The organism is Paenibacillus vortex V453 (genome assembly GCF_000193415.1).
In the GTDB taxonomy this organism is placed as follows: domain Bacteria; phylum Bacillota; class Bacilli; order Paenibacillales; family Paenibacillaceae; genus Paenibacillus_AQ; species Paenibacillus_AQ glucanolyticus.
In genome coordinates this window covers 122,690-139,007 of sequence record NZ_ADHJ01000012.1, presented here as the reverse complement: position 1 = coordinate 139,007, position 16,318 = coordinate 122,690, and the positions used below count along the sequence as shown (strand labels likewise).

Genomic DNA, 16,318 nt, shown 5'->3' with positions numbered 1-16,318 from the left:
GCCTCAGCCTCTTTGGACCGTACGGGCTTCCAACATGAAGTGCATCACATGCCGATATCGCCGTGGACGAAAATATAAATAAAACAGGTGCCAGCATGCCGACACCTGCCTTAAGGTGATACGCTAGATGATCTAATTGAATTAAGGTTTATTAACCATTCACTTTGCGCGTAATCACCTTCACGCCATAAGGCGCCAGTTCTAGCTCCGCACCCACTGCCTCGCCTGAGACCAGATCGCTGTACCGAGCCCCATCCAATGCAACCTGCCTTGGCTCGTTCGAGAAGTTCATTATAAAAATATAATCCGACTCTCCATCTGTGCGAATGGATGAGCTTACGCAGGAAGGCAGCTTCGCGGCCAATGCCCGCCGAACGGCGGTCTGTTCAACGAGTTCCTTGTAGAAATTCGAATGAAAAGGCTCCTTGTTGCGGGAAGCGATATAATAGGCTCGACCCTTCCCAAGCAGATTGACCGTCAACGCCGGGCGCCCGGCATAAAAATCAGATCGGTAAACGGCCAACGCTTCGGCCGTCTCCAGATGAATCAGATCGCACAGCTCAGCGGCATCATACATTTCCGCAAGGCCAAGTCCGCCCCCGGCATTCGTCACAATCCCATTAACATCATGATCATGCAGGGCGTCGATTTCCTCCGACCATATGCCAAGCGTCTCTCGGAGCGGACCGGGAAAACCGCCCAGGAAACAAAGATCATTCTCGTCCACGATGCCGGACCAGTACGTAGCAACAAACGTGCCGCCCGCCTCCACAAATTGGTGAATCCTCTCGCCCACTCCCGGCCGGACCATATACAGCATCGGCGCGACCAGCAGCTTGTAAGGGGCAAAATCCTGCTCCATATCAATGACATCAAGAGGAACTCCCTGCTCCCACAATGCCCGGTAATGCGCCTGCACGGTGTCCTCATATTTGACCCCCATATTCCGCGGACCCTGCGCATCGTTGATCGCCCAGCGATTCTCCCAGTCAAAAATGATCGCGGCTTCGGCCGGAACGCCCGTTCCGACCACAGCATTCATCTTCTTGAGAATCTCTCCGACCTCAGCCACATCATGGAACACCCGCGTGTGTTCGTGACCGACATGATCCACGACAGCGCCGTGCAGCTTCTCGCTTGATCCCCTGCTCTTGCGCCATTGAAAATATTGCACGGTGTCCGATCCATGGGCGATGGCTTGCATGGAGGACAGGAGATGCATTCCCGGCCGCTTCAGCTTGCTCACCTGCTGCCAGTTCGTAAGACTCGGCGTGCTCTCCATCAGCATCCATGGCTGTCCGCCTTTGATCGAACGAATGATATCATGCATCATGGCAACACGGGCCGCCTGAGCGGCATCATCCCCGCCACGATCATGCCAGGTCGGATAGCTGTCCCAGGATACCACATCCAGCAAATCGGCAAACTTCCAGTAATTCAGCCCTTCAAAATACTCCATCAGGTTGGTTGTAACCGGAAGGGAGGGATTGATCCTGCGGAGTGGCTCAATCTCATGCTGGATGAAATCGGCCGTCTGATGCGTCACAAACCGTCTCCAGTCCAGGTTCATTCCGTGAACCTGCGTCTCTCCATGAGGCGCCGGGGATTCGATCTGGCTCCATTTCGTAATCGTATGGCTCCAGAATGCGGTCCACCAGACATGATTCAACTCATCCAGTGTTCCGTACTTATCGTGAAGCCAGGTCCGGAATGCCTCCTGGCAATAATCGCAATGGCAATCGCCGCCAAACTCATTGGATATATGCCAGCCGATGACCGCAGGATGATGGCCGTACCGCTCCGCAAGCTTCATGTTGATCGTATGAACCTTCTCCCGGTATACAGGCGAAGTATAACAATGATTATGCCGGAAGCCGTGCAGGTTCCGAACGCGCCCTTCGCTTACGCGCAGCACCTCCGGGTACTTCTCCGACATCCAGGCCGGTCTTGCGCCGCTTGGCGTAGCCAGAAAAGCGTAAATGCCATTGGCCGCAAAACGGTCCAATACACCGTCAAGCCAGTCGAACGTAAATACCCCCTCCTCCGGCTCCAATGAAACCCAAGAGAATATACCAACGGACATCACATTGCAGTTCGCCAGCTTCATTAGCCTGATGTCCTCTTCCAGCACTTCGGGATAACGGAGCCACTGCTCCGGATTATAATCTGCGCCATGCAGCATATGCGGAACGCGCGGACTGATCGGATCAAACGTTTGCTTCATGTTACGAGAACCTCCTGTTTCCTGATATGATCTCAACTCTTATTCTTTGACAGAACCCAGCGTCATTCCTTTAACGAAAAAGCGCTGCAAAAACGGATACACCAGCAGGATTGGCGCTGCGCCGATAAATATCTGCGCGGCATTCACCGTTGTCTGGGACAACATCTCCATCTCCTTTGGGCTCATGCTCATTGAGCTCATGTCCCGCTGAATAATAACTGTCTGCAGGAAGGTAGCCAATGGGAAGTCCTTGGCGTTGTTGATATACAGCAGCCCGTCAAACCATGAGTTCCAATGGAACACCATGCTGAACAGCGCAATGGTTGCAATCGAAGGCAGCGAGATTGGCAAAAAGATTTTAAACAGCGTTTTGAAATGACCCGCTCCATCAATCAAAGCCGCTTCCTCCAGCTCTTTCGGGATCCCCCGGAAAAAATTCAGCATCAGAATCACCAGGAAGGTATTCACGGTGCTCGGCAGCACCAGCACCCAGAACGAATTGATTAATCCCAGCTTCTGAATCACGATATAGAACGGCACCAGCCCGCCGTTGAACACCATGCTGAACACAAACAGCCAGGAATAAATGCTGCGGCTGCGGAAGACTCGGTTGTCCTTGGACAGCGGATATGCGGCCAGAAACGTTACAGCGAGTGTCAGAGCGGTTCCCAATACGGTGCGGGCAATGGAAACCCAGATCGAGTGCAGAAATGCCGGGTTGTTGATCGTTTTCTTGTAAGCCTCAAGTGAAAAATCGACTGGCCATAAACCCACCAGACTGGCATCAGCAGCTGCTTTGGAGCTGAATGAAATCGCCAGCACATGAAGCAGCGGAATGATGCAGAGAATGGCCAGCGAGACAAGCAGGCACGTGTTAAACACATTGAATATCCGGTATTGCATCGTTTTATGGTACATGGCTCTCCCTCTTTCACGTAACTAGAATATACGGTACCCCGCCCACTTGTAGGCCAGACGATAGGATACGAGAATCAGGGCCATACTGATGACCGATTTAAACAATCCAATAGCCGTTCCGAACCCCATCTCCCCGTTCAAAATAGCCGTCCGGTACACAAACGTATCAATGATATCGCCTTTTTCGTACACCAGCGGGTTGTACAGGTTGAAGATTTGATCAAAGCCGGCATTCAAAATGTTGCCAAGCGCCAATGTTCCGACAACGATCGTGATCGGGATCATCGAAGGGATGGTAATATGCAGCGTTTGTTTCAAACGATTGGCCCCATCCATTTCCGCCGCTTCATACAAGGTCGGGCTAACACCTGCCAGTGCAGCCAGGAACACAATCGTGTTGTAGCCAAACTCCTTCCATACATCTGACACAATCACCGTGAATCGGAACCAGTTATTGTCGCCGAGAAAAAAGACCGGGTCCAATCCAACCGCCGCCAGAATCCGATTGACAAAACCGTCCACAGCCAGCATTTCGATCAGAATGCCGCCCAGTATGACCCAGGACAGGAAGTGAGGCAGATAAACCATCGTCTGAATGCTCCGCTGAAGCGCTGTTTTGCGAATTTCATTCAGCAGAATGGCAAATACAAACGGGATGAGCAGATTGAACACAATTTTCATCACCGCGATGACCAATGTGTTCCATATGACCTGCATGCTGTCCTGTCGTTCGAACAAATAGCGGAAGTTATCTAAGCCCACCCACGCAGAGCCGCCAACGCCTTCCCACGGCTTATAGTCCTGAAAGGCCATAATGATGCCGCCCATCGGCAAATAACTGAACAAGAACAGACAGATCAGGGCCGGCAGCAGCATAACGTGGAAAGGCCATGTTTTTTTTATCCTCTTCATCCAAGATCCTCCCGTTAAATCAATCTACCTCTTGATTATAGGGCCCGTCCCAAGAGCCGTAGTAGCCCACAAAACCAATATTCATGGCACGATATCAATCAGTTTGGGAAGGGTCCCTCATTGAAAAAAGGACGGCCTTGGCAGGCCGCCCTTCATACAGATCAGATATAAACTATTTCACGCTTTGATACCAGTCGTTAACCTCTTTCGTAATCTGTTCACCGCCCCCGGCTTTCCACGTCTCCACGAATTGATCAAACGATTCAACAGGCTGCTTGCCGTAAATAATTTCGTTCAGCGTTTGGTTCTCGATCTTTGTCAGGTAATCCCATTTCGACTTCATCGTTGCCGTGACGGGTCCCGTAAACATGTCTTTCTTGGAAATCTCCTCTTGGGATAACAGCACCTCCGCGGCGGCTGGAGTATCCTTGCCGTAGTTTACCGCTACATCCTTCTCCAGTCGGCTCTCCGGCTTCCCGCCTTTTGCCAGCTTCAGAAGCGCCTTCATCTGTTCATCGGGAATCCGGGCTCCGTCACGGACCAGCAAGTAGCGGACAACGTTGACGTAACCGCCTTGGATTTCATCATTCGGCACCATTTCGCCGTTTGCATCAAGTTCAAAATCATAACCCTCGAACAGACCGTTGGCAAATTCGCCGCCTTCCTTGGACACGGCAAAGTTATCAAACAGATAGTTCTGATACGTAAAGAACGCTTCCGGATGCTCCATGTCTTTATGGATCAGCGTAACGCCATTCGTATACTGTGTTCCATGACGCATCGCCGTACCGTCCGGCCCCGTCGGAATCTGCACCGGCTTCCAGACGGCCTCCGGCGCATTTTTCACCGTATCCAGCAGCGGCCAGCCGCTCATCCAATAAGGCCCCGGAATAATCCCGGCGGTTCCGGCTACTGCCGGCTCCGCTGTCTTGTTCTCATCCCACAGCGCGGCTTCCTTCGGAATATACCCTTTATTCATCCACTCGTTCAGCTTGCTCAAGCCTTGCTTCATGCTTGCGTTGACCGAGCCGTACTCCAAACTGCCGTCCTCGGCCACGTTCCACTGCTGCGGCAGCGTTCCGTAAGCGCCGAATATCCAGGACGGATCTCCCATCCAAGTGTTCATGGACGTCTTAAAGCCAATGCTGAGCGGTGTGACTTTATCCGGGGCAAGCCCCGACGGATTCTGGTTCTTGAAGGCATCCATCACCTTCTCAAGCTCATCCATCGTCTTCGGTGCACCCATGCCCAGCTTGTCCAGCCAATCCTGCCTGATCCATAACACGTAGTCATGATTATAGGCAAAGTCCAGCACTGGGATACCCATGCGTTTTCCGTCCCGGCTGTATTGATTCCACACGTTGGAATCCAGACTCATCGCGCTCTTCCAATTGTCCGATGCATACTGGTCAAACCATGTCCCCACCTCAGCAAACATACCGGAATCGATTAAATCCTGAGCCAGCTGCTGATTCTCCGTTCCGAGCGTTACAATATCCGGCATTTCCTGTCCGGAAGACATCGCCAGACGCAGCTTGGTTGCAAAAGCGCCATTGGTGTCCGTAATGGACCACAGCGATTTGATGTTAATGCCAAACTTCTCTTTGGCCCACTTCGTGGCCACGTTGTTCTCAATGGTTTCCCCATTCTTGAATTGCAGCGTCGGATCGACGCCCCATACCGTTGTAATCGTAACTTCAGGATCATATTTGTCTTTGTAGACGTTTTCAGTTTTGGGTTCGGCAGGCTGTGCTGCTTCCGATTTCGGCTCACTGCCACCGCCCGAACATCCCGCCAGCGTTCCGGCAAGCAAGATAGACGCGGCCAGGGTTGGCAGCAGCCAATTCTTCCTTCTATCACTCATATCTAAATCCCCCTTCTACCACCTTATGGATTACATGTTTAATTATAGAGGGGAGCGCATAAGCATCCTATGTCACGAATCGAACATTTCTGCACCTTTAGCAACATCCTTGATCCCTGTATTCGTTCGGGGTCATCCCGTAATGCTTGCGGAACATTTTACTGAAATATTGCGGATTCTGATAACCCAGCTCTGCGGTAATTTCGTAAATCTTCTTGTTTGTATGCTTCAGCAGGTATACTGCCCGCTCCATCCTTTTCCGAATGATATAGTCACCGAGGCCCTCACCGGTCTCGCTTTTATAAATTTTGGATAAATACACCGGATGCAGGTATACCCGGTCCGCAATCGTTTTGACGGACAGATCATGACCACAATCGGTAGTCACCATCTCCTGCACCTGTTTGATAATATGGCTTTTGCTCGTTGTCTCCTGCTCAGAGGAAATAGCCTGAAGTTTATTCAGCATATCAAGCGACCAGGACCGCAGCTTGGCAGCCGACTGAACAACCTGCTGAATATAGAGCGGGTCCCAGCCTGCCTGGTCCAGCTGGTGGATATAATATCCCTGCTTGTGGGCCATGTACATATAGGCATTCGTAACCGACAAAAAAATCTCGTACAACGCGCTCTGTCCGATGAAGGCGGTTTCAAGTTCCACGAAGAGCTGTTCTATTTTCTCCCGAGCGGAGTCCCACTGTCTCGTCTCCAGAAGATGGAGCAGACTGGGCGGCTTCATGAAGGAATGGGTGGCATGGGAGGCCGAGTCGCGCCGACTTCCGTCGTTGTCAGCAGCGAAACGAATCGCTTCATGGTCCCCGCTCCCTCCTATATAAAGTGAGCTTAGCCCTGTCCGATAAACGCCTGCCAGCTCGCTCGGAAAATCAAAACTTGCCGATACGAGAACAGAAATGCCGCCTTTCAAATAACTTCCTACATCTTGCTGAAACTGGGTCACATACCGCTTCATCACATCGGAAGCAGCTGGCCCATCCGTCCCTTCTGATAGGAGTTCTGTCTTTAATTGTGCCAGCAGAATCATCCCGCTGTGCGGGGTCTTGCTCGGCCACACGCGAAACAGCTCCGCAAACACCTCTTCGGCGATGTTCCCGATGGCATATTCCATCAGACTGATCGAATGATCGTCCATGCCGGTGAACTTCGGTCCAAGCTGGATCAGCAGCATGATGGTCCTCTGATCGGTTCCAAGAGGGATTTCATATTCACGAAGCTTGTGGTCGAATCACATGCCGCGGCATCTCGTGTCCCAGCAAGAGATCATGCATCAGACTGGTTCTCAGAATCCCGATATCCGATTTACGGCTGTACCTAAGCTGTTGGTATTCTCCAAGCTCCTTCCGCTCCTCCCGGATCGACTCCAGCGCTGATTGCACACTTCGCATGAATTCGCCATCGTCCACCGGTTTTAAAATATAGTCCGATGCGTTCAGCCGAATCGCCTGCTTCGCATATTCAAAATCGGAGTATCCCGTCAATAAAATACAGCGGATATGAGTCCACCTCCCGGCAATGGTCTCTATCAGCTCCAAGCCGGTCATGACCGGCATACGAATATCGGTCACGACCACATCAACGTCCTGCTCCTCCAGCAGATCAATCGCCTCCAGGGCAGATGAAGCCTGATAGACTTGTCGTATATTCAGCTCACGCCATGGAATCGTCTGAAATAAACTCTCCGTAACGTAGCTCTCATCATCAACCAATAAGAGATTCATCATTTTCATGCCCCCTGCCCTGGCTTATACTGCCATGTGATTGCGGTATTGGCCAATAGAGAATGGCCCGTACGCCGCCTTGAGGAGATGCCATGAATCGCAATCCGGCATTCTCTCCGTAACGCAGCCGCATCCGCTGGTGAACATTCCAGACGCCGCAGCCCATTTCTTGATCCATCGGCCTGTTTAACCGCTCCTCGATGTCGGACAGCTTCTGTCCATTCATCCCGATCCCGTTATCATCGATCAGAATGCAAGCCATACCGTCCATACTCTGAAAGGTTATCCCGATTTCGCCTTCGCCGGAATGGGGTTCAATGCCATGCAGCACGGCATTCTCCACTAACGGCTGAATGACCAGCGGCGGAATTTCAGAGCGGCCCGCTCCCTCAGTCAAAGCGACATAATAACGGAGCCGCTTCATCCGCATCTGCTGAATCTCCAGATAATGAGTAACAAATTCCAGCTCATCCGACAAGGGGACGAGCTCCCTCTCCTGACGCGTGGTATAGCGGAAATACCGGGACAGATTATGCGACATCGCCACCACGGCTTCGTATTTCTGAAGTTTGGCCATGCTGGTAATAAATGAGAAGCAGTTATAGAAGAAATGAGGATTGATCTGCGACTGCAGCTGCTTCAGCTTCGCTTCCCTGACGTGGATTTTCTCCATATATACATGCTCAAACAGCTCCTGGATCTGCTCCACCATGGAGTTGAACCTTGCAGCCAGAAAACTGAATTCGTTTCTGCCCGAAACTTTCACCCTTACCCCGTAATCACCGGCCTGCAGCCTGCGAAACACATAAACCAGCTGCTTGATCGGAACCTGAACCTGGGAGTACAGCAAATACGCAGCGAGACAGCTCATCAGAAGCAACGCGCTGATCGAGATATAAAAGAGCCTGTTCGACGTAAGGATAGGCTTCATGATGTCCGATAGCGGGATATAATCAATCAAATACCACCCGGTCGTTTCCGACAATACGATGCTGACCGAGTAGGTTTTGCCGTCTACTTCCTTCACACGATTCTCTACATCCTGGAGCGGCTCGCTGCCAAGCTCCGCAATCATCTGATGGATCAGCTCCTGATCCGCGGTTCGGTTATAAATCACGCCCGAAGCCGGTTTATAGTAGAACGGATCGCTCCTTCCGTCACTCTTGAAGCGGTCCAGCATATCCTGGATGTTGGTGCTGTCGAATTCAACCTTGATGATGGTATTTGACTTCCCTGTATGCTGCTGAGTGGAATAGGGTGCCACCGAATACCACACGAACAGAAACCGCTGATCGGTCCCCTCCTGATAAGGAGTCACCTGCCAGCCCGGCTTCACGTCCTGCGCTAGCTCCTCCGGCGAGTAGAATCCGGCATCACTCTCTGTGACCACCCGCCCGAGAGACGGGGAATAGATGGCCAGATGGCTTCGCCAGTTTGATGAACTCTCCTGTATGCTCAGCTTCGTCTGGATCTGCTTCACCAGATTGATCGCGTCCAGATTCAAATACTTGTCCTGCAGATAAATATCCCGAAAGCTGGAGATGTCCGGGTCATGCAGCAGTAAATTCGGCCATGATGCCAGAATATCGATGTTGGTATTCACCTGATTCTGAAAGAAGACAAGCTGGTTGGTATTCGATTGGCTGAGCTCATCGCTAAGCACATTCGTAGTGGTTTGATTGGAATAAAAATAAAGACCGACAATCGGGATTAACATCAGGAAGATAAACAGAATGATTTTTCGGAACAGATTAAATCTGGACATGCTGCAGCAGCCCCTTGGTTTATGTAGTATGAGGAGTTCCTATTATAATGAAATATGTTTATTATATCGGAGTTCCGTCAGGGCCGAATAGGGTATTAATGCAATATTTCGGGCACTTTCGAAGGGTTTGGTCATGAAGAGAGACTAGTGTTGAAAAAGCGCAGCTTTTGATGGTCCACAGCCATCCAAGCATGCCCCGAACCACGCATCGTGCGCACAAGGAGAAGTGCGTACGATGTACAATACAAAACAAGGGACCCCTGCGTCCAAAAGGCAGGGGTCCTGTTATTCTTCTATATCATGAGTTAATAAAATGAATGCTTAAGATTTCACGGAAGGCTGCGCTCTCCCGTCCCTTCCTCCGGCTCAGGAGGAGCATTGCGGAAGGCGGCCACGATAAACAAACAGATCACGGCCATTACGGCCATCACCACAAACAGCGAATTCAGACTGCCCTCCAGTATTCCGCTCAGCAGACCGCCTGACCCTTCAGGCAGTTCAGCGATTCCATGCGGAGAGAGCAATTTGTTAATGTCGTCGCTGGTAATGCCTGCAGCATCCGGCTCCGCCGCAAGTCTGCCCGCAATTCCCGCGTTGACCCATAATCCGAACACCGCTACGCCCACGGTCTGACCGAACGTCCGAATGAAGGAGTTCAGCGCCGTGGACGCTCCCCGAACCTGATAACCCACCGAGGATTGTGCAATGATCTGGAACAAAGTCGAGATGTATCCGAAGCCGACGCCATAAATGAAAGTAAAGACCAGCAGCACGCCCAGCGCCGTATCCTTATGCATATAAGCCAATCCCACCGCTCCGATCATCAGGAATACTACGCCGATAATCGCCGTTTTCCGAGAGCCGGATTTAACGATCAAACGGCCGCTGATAATCGAACCGATGAGCCATCCGATCGACATCGGTGCCAGCGTCAGGCCCGACAAGGTTGCATTGCCGCCTCGAACGCCTTGAATCCACAGCGGCAAATACGTGGTCAACCCGATGATAAGCGCACTGACCAGAATGTTGGCCACCGTCGATACCGTAATATCCCTGATCTTAAACAGATGGAGCGGCAGCATCGGTTCCTTCACCTTGCTCTCCACCACCAGGAACGCAAGCAGCAGCACCACGGAGCCGATGATCAGACTGAGCATGAATGGAGACGTCCAGGAATAGGTCTCTCCGCCACCTACCGCGAGCGCAAATAACAGCGCCGTCATCCCCACGGTAAACAGAGCCGCTCCCCCGTAATCAATCGACACCTCGCGGGTGGTCCGTTCCTCTTTGAAATAACGGAAAATCAGCCATATCGATAACAGCGCAAACGGTACATTAAAGACAAAGATCCAGTGCCAGGACAGGTAATCGACAAAATACCCGCCAAGCAGCGGACCAATCAAGGAGGATATTCCCCATACGGAGCTGATCATCCCCTGAATTTTTCCACGCTCCTCCAGATTGTAAATATCCCCGACAATCGTGAAGGTCACCGGAATGACGGCGCCCGCCCCGATCCCTTGGATCGCTCTAAAAATAATAAGCTGCGTCATGTTCTGGGACAGACCGCACAGCAGCGAACCTGCCAGAAAGATTAGCGAGCCGTATAGAAATACAGGCTTGCGTCCGTATAAATCACTAATTTTGCCGAAGATCGGCGTTGTCACAGCCATCGTTAACAGATAGGCCGTAAATATCCAGCTCATCAGGCTCACACTGCCGAAGCTGCTAATAATGGCTGGACCAGCCGGTCCGACAACCGTGCCTTCAATCGCAGCCATAAAGGTGGATAACAGAATCCCGACCAATATGTAACTGCGTTTATCCTGTTTCAGTACGTTCACGTTCCTTACTCCCCTTTACTTTAGACAGCCCCTGCCGAAGCAGGCATTTTATTGGATATCTTGAAAGATATATGCCAAAATCGGGGCTCATAGCATAAAAAGCGCCTACCTGATATCAGGAGCGCTTCCACATCATGTAATATTTCTATTATAAAGGTTACCTCGTAGTATGCACAGTCACATTTTACCGTTCCTATAGATGAATGAACGATGTGGCATGTTCCTTTATGAGCTCGGGATCGTGAGTAATCATGAGTATGGCCGATCCTTCTTCCAACATATGCTGGCAAAGGCCAATCACCCGGTCGATGGCGGCATAGTCCATCCCCGAGGTTGGTTCATCTAATATATACAAAGCCCGCGGAAGCATCAATTGGCTGATCACACTCAGAAGACGCTTCTCTCCCTGACTGAGCAGATAAGGGGACATGTGAAGCCGGTCCGTCAGCCCAGCCTTCTCCAACAGGAACCTGGCCCGCTCTTGCTCGGCAGCCGACAACTCCCGTCGTTTCTTCACGGGTACCCCTCCATGAAGGCTGTATATCAGTTCCTCCCATACGTTGGGGGCAGTAAACATATATTCGGGCTGCTGGAACACGTAACCGATCTGCTCGGCCCTGCGGTACACGGCCATGCCCTTGATATCTTCCCCCTGCCAACGTATACTGCCTGCTGGAGCTGGCAGCAGTCCCATGATCAGGCGGCTGAGGGTTGTTTTGCCCGACCCGTTCTCACCGGTCAGCAGCACCCAGTCGCCGGGGTATATCTTGGCATGGATGCCGTGCAGCGCTTCCCGGCCCCCGGGATAGGCAAATGTTAGCGAATCGACCTCAAGCAATGGGGAGGCGGCAGACTCCCTCGCGCCTTCTGCATGGGGTACCGCGGCAGGAACGGAACCTGCGGCGATCGGCTTGCCCGCATGGCGTTCAGCCGAATGCGGGGGAGTTGCCGCCGGGACAGGTTTGTCCCCGGCGGCGGCACCCGCTGCCTCGCCTGGAGGACGAGGCAGCAAGCCCAGCTGCGCCAGCTGCTCCTCGCAGCAGCGCAGCAGCTCCCCCGGCGGCCCGTCGAGCACGACGGTCCCGCCGTCCAGGACGATGACGCGCTGCGCGGCGCGCGCGGCATCGTCAAAGCGGCCGGACGCGGTAATGAGCGTCCGGCCCTCCGTCTGCAGCGTGAAGCACAGCTGCAGGAAGTTCGCCTGCGCCGCGGCGTCCAGGCTCGCGCAGGCGTCGTCGAAGACGTAGAGCCGCGGCCGCAGCGCCAGCACCGCGGCAATGGCCGTGCGCTGCCCGCTGTCCGCCGGACAGGCGGCGCACCGGGTCCAGCCGGCGGTCAAGCAGCCCGACCGCGGCAAGGGACTGTGCCACCCGCTCCTCAATCTCCGCCGGTGATACCCGCATGTTTTCAGGACCGAAGGCCGCTTCGTCCTCTACGATGCCCTGCACAAGCTGCGCATCCGGGTCCTGAAACAACACCCCAACCGCCTCCGCTATGCTAGCAATCGGCGCCGCTGCGGGATCGATGCCATCAAGCAGCACCTCTCCTTCTCTCGTGCCCCCGCCGCTGCGCGGAAGGAGACCGCACAGCAGCTGGCACAGCGTAGATTTGCCGCTGCCGCTTGCTCCGATGATCGCCACCCGTTGGTTGCGCGCTATCTCCAGATTGATATTTTGTATAACCGGCTGTTCTTCTCCATCATAAAGAAAACCCAGTTTCCGGCATGTTATCGTTGTTCCTGACATCCGTTTATCCCTTCGTTGAGGCGGCAAACCGGCGAAGCAGCCCCGTCTTCACTAAAGCCTCTCCCAAAACTTTGGTTACCAAACCACAGAGCAACACACCGCTGAGAATCCGCACAACGAGCGCGATCCCAAGCACTTCAAGCGGCCAGGATGTATACCCGAACATATTGGCTGCGAACAGGAACCACAGCGGAACCATGGCTCCGCCAACCAGCATGAGGACGCCCGCGCTCCATTTTTGATAACGGAAGATCGCAAATATCGTCTCTGCCACAATCATATAACAAGCAGCAGCCACGAAACAGGAAGGAATGCCGTACACCGTTCCCGTCAGAGCCTGTATCGTGCCGCCAATGGCAAAGGTGACAACCGCTGTTCCCGGTTTGCGAATGATGTAATAAGCCAAGAGACCATAGATCATATAGATTCCGGTTGTAGTCGAAGTTGCAATGGGTCCTCCAAGACTGTTCAACAGCTTGTTGACCGGCCCTATGTATATCGTAAGAACGGCATTAACAGCGGCAAGCATCGCCATCAGGATAATTTCCTGGGTAGTAAAAGCAAACCATTTTTTCTGAAATGATGATGAATTCAAGTGGAGTCCTCCTTAATTCCAGTCATGAATGACTGTACTTGCGTTCGAATGCTTCATTATCATATTTTGCATCCTTCTGCCCTTATCGTCAACTCGGTTTTTGATATATCCGGTTAACAATTTAAACAATCCACCACAGCCACACCGTTGCAAGCACATAAATCACAGCCGATACGGCCGCCCATGAAGGTATGTTAACCTCCGTTCGGTACGTTCGGTCCGGATACGCCCCAAACCCCTTGGATTCCATGGCTCCCGCTGTTTGCTGCACACGTCGCAGCGCATTGAGCAAGACTGCCGATACAAACTTTAATCCATAACTTATGCGGCTTCCTAATCCCTTCGGCGGACGATGCCCCCTAACCTGCTGGGCATCCAGAATATGGTTTCCCTCTTCCTCCAACAGCGGAATGAACGTGAGGGCAGCCGATATGCCGAATGCAAACCGATAAGGGACCCGAAGACGCCGGGTCAACTCCGCCACCAGCTCCCTGGGGTCTGTTGTAATGATGTACGCCATGGAGGTCAGGAACAGCGTAAACATTCTCAGGGTCATGGCCCCTGCAGCATTCAGCGCTTCTATGGTCACCGATACCGATCCCCATTGCAGCCACACGGTCTCCCCTTGAACGGTCAGACTGGTCAGAATAAAATAAGGCACCGCAACGATGGCAATCAGCCGAATGCCTCCCAGCAGCTGCCTGCCTGACATATGTCCAGCATATCGGGCTTGTCCGATACAGAGAAGCAGAAAAACCGCCTGCTGCCAGGCCTGGTCAAGCAGCATCGCAATCACGGCTGTACAGAACAATATCACAAGCTTGCTTAAAGGATCATATCGATGAAGAAGCGAGCTGCCCTTCTCATATTGAATCAACACGTCACCACTCCTGCCTTTCCCTTGCCTTAAGCCAATCTTGCCTAAGCAGTGAAAACACTGCTGCATCCACATAACCGCTGGATGTATGCCGGTACTCCCGCAGCACGCCCTCGCGCATATAACCGATCTTTGCAAACCAACGGCATGCCCGCTCGTTTCGGGGATCCACAAAGGCTTCGATCCGGTTTAGCCCCATGGATGAATATCCGAAGTCAGCTGCCAGTTTCGCCGCTTCCGACATGAAGCCTTGCCCCCAATAAGCACGGGTCAGCTCGCAGCCGAATTCAGCCCGGAACGCACCCTTGAGCTGCCAAATATTAAATCCACAGCTGCCAATCAGCTCCCCGGTTTCGATGATTTCGACTCCCCAGCGGATGGCTTCATCCTGCTCGGCAAGCCGAAACAGCCATTGAATCAGTGCCTTCGCATCCTCAGCTGAATGCATGACCGGCAAATCCAGATAAGCCGTGGTGGCCGAATCCGACCAACAGCGGAACATCGCTTCCGCATCTTCTGCTGTCATCCTTCGCAGCCGTATTTGCCTACCTTCCAGTTCAGGAATATTTCCTTCACAAATGTACATGGATCTGAGGTCCCCCCTTACAAAAAAACTGACTTGTATCCGCTGTTTCCGGTGATACTATCTATGTGTATAAATGAGTATAACGAAAAATCCGATCCGTTCCTGGTCATCCATCAGCATCCTAGAGGCTGGATGTTTATATATTGATGGATTCGGGAGGCTTCCGTCAATATGTGTTGCACAGCCCCCTTGTACAGTACGGAAGAAGGAGGAAGTCATCTGAGTATGTATATCGCGATTGTATTGCTGTTAACCGTCGTTATGGTCGCCGCTGCCATTACCCAAATCGGATATCTGCAGATTACGCGGATGAGAGTGAAGAATGATCTCAAACTGTTCACGGTGCTGGAAAAAGCCGGACTTTACAGCAGGGAGCGATATGAATCCCTTCGAAAGAGTGAAGTGGCTATCACCAGCTTTGACGGATTGAAGCTGTGCGGAGCTGCCATAGAAAACAACCCCGGTTCCAAGCACTGGATGATCCTCGTGCACGGTTATACCGGCTCCCGAGCAGTTTCCACCCAATTCATTGATCTGTTCACAGAGGAGGGCTACAACGTACTCCTCATTGATCAGCGCCGGCATGGACGAAGTGAAGGACGATATACCACCTACGGTTATTATGAGAAACACGACGTGCAGGCATGGGTTCGCTGGATCACTCAGCAGTATGGGCAGGACGTGGCCATCGGGCTGCATGGCCAATCTCTGGGGGGTGGAACCGTACTGGAATATCTGTCTATCGCCGAGCCGCAGGTCAAACTCGTTATCGCCGATTGCCCGTATTCCGATTTGACAGATTTAATGCGACATCAGCTTACCCGCCTTAATAAAATCCCTTCCGTGCCATTTCTGTCGTGGGTGAATGCAAGGATTCGGCGCAAGGCCGGATTCAGCCTCGACCAGGTCAGTCCAATCCGCGCTGTTCGGAACAGCACACTTCCGGTCTTGTTTGTCCATGGCACCCAGGATCATTACGTACCGACCCGAATGAGCATCGAGATGTTCAAGGTTAAACCGGAACCGAAACAGCTGCTCCTTATTGAAGGAGCCATTCATGCCAACGCATACCATATCGACCCTGAGTTATACAGGGCAGGTGTACATGCTTTCCTTCGCAAGTATATAGGCCAACCCGTGAAGACATATCAACCGGAAGCCGCTCAAGTACCTCAGACGGAGGAAACTCCTCCCTTACATCCGTTTCAATTGGAGCTGGACGGTTCTCTTGAGACGATATAAATGGTTTGCT

At 52.4% G+C, this 16,318-nt stretch carries 12 protein-coding genes and 1 pseudogene; 1 reads left to right on the top strand and 12 read right to left on the bottom strand.

Features of this window, described 5'->3' with window-relative positions; translation table 11 throughout:
• Nucleotides 1-151: 151 nt before the first annotated feature.
• From PVOR_RS05800 to PVOR_RS05750, 12 genes and pseudogenes are all read right to left on the bottom strand, one after another.
• Entirely contained in the window at nucleotides 152-2,224 is a 2,073-nt protein-coding gene (locus PVOR_RS05800; protein ID WP_006208177.1) for a beta-galactosidase, read from the bottom strand.
• A gap of 39 nt (nucleotides 2,225-2,263) precedes the next feature.
• Nucleotides 2,264-3,142, bottom strand: a complete 879-nt coding sequence (locus tag PVOR_RS05795; RefSeq protein WP_006208176.1) for a carbohydrate ABC transporter permease — start codon at nucleotides 3,140-3,142, stop codon at nucleotides 2,264-2,266.
• A gap of 21 nt (nucleotides 3,143-3,163) precedes the next feature.
• A complete protein-coding gene (locus tag PVOR_RS05790; protein ID WP_006208175.1) occupies nucleotides 3,164-4,054 on the bottom strand; it encodes an ABC transporter permease in 891 nt (296 codons plus the stop codon).
• A 172-nt stretch (nucleotides 4,055-4,226) separates the two neighbouring features.
• A complete protein-coding gene (locus PVOR_RS05785; protein WP_006208174.1) occupies nucleotides 4,227-5,918 on the bottom strand; it encodes an extracellular solute-binding protein in 1,692 nt (563 codons plus the stop codon).
• 97 nt (nucleotides 5,919-6,015) lie between these two features.
• A pseudogene (locus PVOR_RS05780) lies at nucleotides 6,016-7,657 on the bottom strand (response regulator transcription factor).
• Nucleotides 7,635-9,419, bottom strand: coding sequence for a sensor histidine kinase (locus PVOR_RS05775; protein WP_006208173.1), 1,785 nt, complete (start codon nucleotides 9,417-9,419; stop codon nucleotides 7,635-7,637). The pseudogene PVOR_RS05780 and the gene PVOR_RS05775 overlap by 23 nt, the downstream one beginning before the upstream one ends.
• A 329-nt stretch (nucleotides 9,420-9,748) precedes the next feature.
• Entirely contained in the window at nucleotides 9,749-11,263 is a 1,515-nt protein-coding gene (locus tag PVOR_RS05770; protein WP_006208172.1) for an MDR family MFS transporter, read from the bottom strand.
• A gap of 193 nt (nucleotides 11,264-11,456) precedes the next feature.
• Nucleotides 11,457-12,338 (bottom strand): energy-coupling factor ABC transporter ATP-binding protein, encoded by an 882-nt coding sequence (locus tag PVOR_RS31390; RefSeq protein ID WP_006208171.1) that lies wholly within the window; start codon nucleotides 12,336-12,338, stop codon nucleotides 11,457-11,459.
• A gap of 52 nt (nucleotides 12,339-12,390) precedes the next feature.
• A complete protein-coding gene (locus PVOR_RS31385) occupies nucleotides 12,391-13,035 on the bottom strand; it encodes an energy-coupling factor ABC transporter ATP-binding protein (protein WP_234972782.1) in 645 nt (214 codons plus the stop codon).
• Nucleotides 13,013-13,603, bottom strand: coding sequence for an ECF transporter S component (locus PVOR_RS05760; RefSeq protein ID WP_006208169.1), 591 nt, complete (start codon nucleotides 13,601-13,603; stop codon nucleotides 13,013-13,015). Before PVOR_RS05760 ends, PVOR_RS31385 begins: the two co-directional genes overlap by 23 nt.
• A gap of 121 nt (nucleotides 13,604-13,724) precedes the next feature.
• Nucleotides 13,725-14,483 (bottom strand): energy-coupling factor transporter transmembrane component T family protein, encoded by a 759-nt coding sequence (locus tag PVOR_RS05755; protein ID WP_040680249.1) that lies wholly within the window; start codon nucleotides 14,481-14,483, stop codon nucleotides 13,725-13,727.
• A gap of 1 nt (nucleotide 14,484) precedes the next feature.
• Nucleotides 14,485-15,066 (bottom strand): GNAT family N-acetyltransferase, encoded by a 582-nt coding sequence (locus tag PVOR_RS05750; protein WP_006208167.1) that lies wholly within the window; start codon nucleotides 15,064-15,066, stop codon nucleotides 14,485-14,487.
• A 171-nt stretch (nucleotides 15,067-15,237) separates the two neighbouring features.
• Between PVOR_RS05750 and PVOR_RS05745 the strand changes: the two genes are divergently transcribed.
• A complete protein-coding gene (locus PVOR_RS05745) occupies nucleotides 15,238-16,308 on the top strand; it encodes an alpha/beta hydrolase (RefSeq protein WP_040680247.1) in 1,071 nt (356 codons plus the stop codon).
• Nucleotides 16,309-16,318: the final 10 nt, after the last annotated feature.

Excerpts from the sequence above, each read along its gene's own strand:
- PVOR_RS05800 (WP_006208177.1), bottom strand. The coding sequence starts at position 2,224 with ATGAAGCAAACGTTTGATCCGATCAGTCCGCGCGTTCCGCATATGCTG.
- PVOR_RS05795 (WP_006208176.1), bottom strand. The coding sequence starts at position 3,142 with ATGTACCATAAAACGATGCAATACCGGATATTCAATGTGTTTAACACG.
- PVOR_RS05790 (WP_006208175.1), bottom strand. The coding sequence starts at position 4,054 with ATGAAGAGGATAAAAAAAACATGGCCTTTCCACGTTATGCTGCTGCCG.
- PVOR_RS05785 (WP_006208174.1), bottom strand. The coding sequence starts at position 5,918 with ATGAGTGATAGAAGGAAGAATTGGCTGCTGCCAACCCTGGCCGCGTCT.
- PVOR_RS05775 (WP_006208173.1), bottom strand. The coding sequence starts at position 9,419 with ATGTCCAGATTTAATCTGTTCCGAAAAATCATTCTGTTTATCTTCCTG.
- PVOR_RS05750 (WP_006208167.1), bottom strand. The coding sequence starts at position 15,066 with ATGTACATTTGTGAAGGAAATATTCCTGAACTGGAAGGTAGGCAAATA.
- PVOR_RS05745 (WP_040680247.1), top strand. The coding sequence starts at position 15,238 with ATGTGTTGCACAGCCCCCTTGTACAGTACGGAAGAAGGAGGAAGTCAT.